This window comes from Pseudomonas sp. R62, assembly GCF_000257605.1.
Lineage (GTDB): Bacteria > Pseudomonadota > Gammaproteobacteria > Pseudomonadales > Pseudomonadaceae > Aquipseudomonas > Aquipseudomonas atacamensis.
The window spans coordinates 615,026-616,916 of the sequence record NZ_JH635998.1 but is presented as its reverse complement, the minus strand read 5'-3'; the positions used below and the strand labels follow the sequence as shown (position 1 = coordinate 616,916).

Genomic DNA, 1,891 nt, shown 5'->3' with positions numbered 1-1,891 from the left:
ACCGCCTGCAGATTGAGCATCTGCGGGATGAACAGTTCGCGAGTGGAAGGCATGACCTGGCCGATACCGGCGCGGATCTGGCCCAGCAGCCAATGATTCAGTTCGCCCTCAGCCAGCGTGGCGGACAGTTGGCTTTGAATGTCTGGCGCCTGAGCGGCAGGCACCCAGAGTTCGGCGCGCTCGGGCGAGACGCGAATTGCGATCAGGCCTTCATGGCGCACAACGCTGTCGGTTTCGGCGGGCAGTGCCAGACCGAGGCTGGTCAGGGCTGCATCGCCATGTGCCAGACCGAAGCGCACCCAGGCGGCGCTTTCATCGGTCAGTTTCGATTTGGAGAACACTGCGTACTTTTTCAGGTCGGCCAGTTGCGGCTCGAGCAGCTCGCTGGCCATCGCCATCACCACGCCGTCGCCCTCAAGCAGGATGCGGAAGCTCGACTGCATTCGGCCTTTCTGCGTGCAGCGGGCGCCGAGGCTGGCGCGGGTGTCACTCAGGTAATTGATATTGCAGGTCAACTGGCCTTGCAGGAATTTTCCGGCGTCCGCACCGCGAACCGCGAGTACGCCTTCATGAGACAGGGTGCAGAAAAAAGCAGAATCGGCCATGGGTCATCGCAGGGTAAATAGACTGGGGCACATCATAAGGGGGCAGGGTTGAAATGGGTAGTTGATAAAGGATCAGGGGTGCCCGACCAAAGCCGACTGTGCGGCCCGCGCCGGGGCTGTATACTGCCCGGCAAATTCGAGGAGGGCTCCATGGTCGAACAAGTTGAACTGAATCGCCTCTTTTGGCACAGCCGTCGCGGCATGCTTGAGCTTGACGTGCTGCTGGTGCCGTTCGTGCAGGAGGTCTATCCGCACCTCAATCAAGTGGATCGCGATCTGTACGTGCGTTTGCTGACCTGTGAGGATCAGGACATGTTCGGCTGGTTCATGGAGCGCAGCGAGTCGGAAGATCCCGAGCTGCAACGCATGGTCCGGATGATTCTGGATCGTGTCCAGCCCAAGTAATACGTTCGAATGCCGCTGGCATGCCTCACGGCAGTTGCTGGCGGCGTATCTGCTGGCCCAGGCGTTCGCCATGGGTTCGCTGTGTCTGCTGTCGATTCCACTCTGGGCCAGCCTGCTCGCCGCTTGCGCCTGTGCGCTGCACGGTTTTCGGGTGCTGCCACGGCAGATTCTGCTGAACCACCCGAAAGCATTCTGCGGCTTGCGCCGCGATGGCGATGGCTGGCAGGTGTGGAATCAGGCTGATGGCTGGCAAGCGGTGCAACTGCGCCCGGACAGTCTGGCGCTGCCGTTGATCGTGGTGCTGCGCTTTCGCCTGCGCGGAGAGTGGCGGGTCAGGTCGATCTGCGTGCCACGTGACTCGCAAGCGGCAGATCTGCACCGACGCCTGCGAGTGCGGCTCAAGTTCAGCCGGCGTAGGTGGGCGGCACCAGAATAGTGTCGAGCGCTTCGGGCAGCATATCCGGATAGTCGAGGGTGTAATGCAGGCCGCGACTTTCCTTGCGTTCCATGGCTGAGCTGATCATCAATTCGGCAACCTGTGCCAGGTTGCGCAACTCGATCAGGTCACGGCTGACTTTATAGTTGCTGTAAAACTCATCGATCTCATCCAGCAGCAGACGCACCCGGTGCTGCGCCCGTTGCAGACGCTTGTTGGTGCGCACGATGCCGACGTAGTCCCACATGAATCGGCGCAATTCGTCCCAGTTGTGCGCAATGATCACGTCTTCATCCGAGTCGGTGACCTGGCTGGCATCCCAGACGGGCAGGGCACTTGGTGCCGCGACGTCATCGAGTTGCGCGAGCATGTCCGCTGCTGCCGAACGGGCATAAACGAAGCATTCCAGAAGCGAGTTGCTGGCCATACGATTGGCGCCGTGCAG

General features: G+C 60.9%; 3 protein-coding genes and 1 pseudogene. 2 read left to right on the top strand and 2 right to left on the bottom strand.

Going from position 1 to position 1,891, the window contains the following annotated elements; all coding sequences use genetic code 11:
* The coding region (locus OQK_RS04300) for an aminomethyltransferase (RefSeq protein ID WP_016771274.1) at positions 1–605 on the bottom strand (605 nt) is incomplete at its 3' end.
* Positions 606–755: 150 nt separating this feature from the next.
* Between OQK_RS04300 and OQK_RS04295 the strand changes: the two genes are divergently transcribed.
* Positions 756–1,010 carry an FAD assembly factor SdhE gene (locus tag OQK_RS04295; protein ID WP_007963266.1) on the top strand — a complete coding sequence of 85 codons (255 nt, stop codon included), beginning with the start codon at positions 756–758 and terminating at the stop codon, positions 1,008–1,010.
* Positions 994–1,446 (top strand): protein YgfX, encoded by a 453-nt coding sequence (locus OQK_RS04290; RefSeq protein WP_038860547.1) that lies wholly within the window; start codon positions 994–996, stop codon positions 1,444–1,446. The genes OQK_RS04295 and OQK_RS04290 overlap by 17 nt, the downstream gene beginning before the upstream one ends.
* On the opposite strand, the pseudogene OQK_RS04285 reads toward OQK_RS04290, so the two are convergent.
* Positions 1,415–1,891, bottom strand: a pseudogene (locus OQK_RS04285) (L-aspartate oxidase); the annotation flags it as partial. The gene OQK_RS04290 and the pseudogene OQK_RS04285 sit on opposite strands and share 32 nt — an antisense overlap.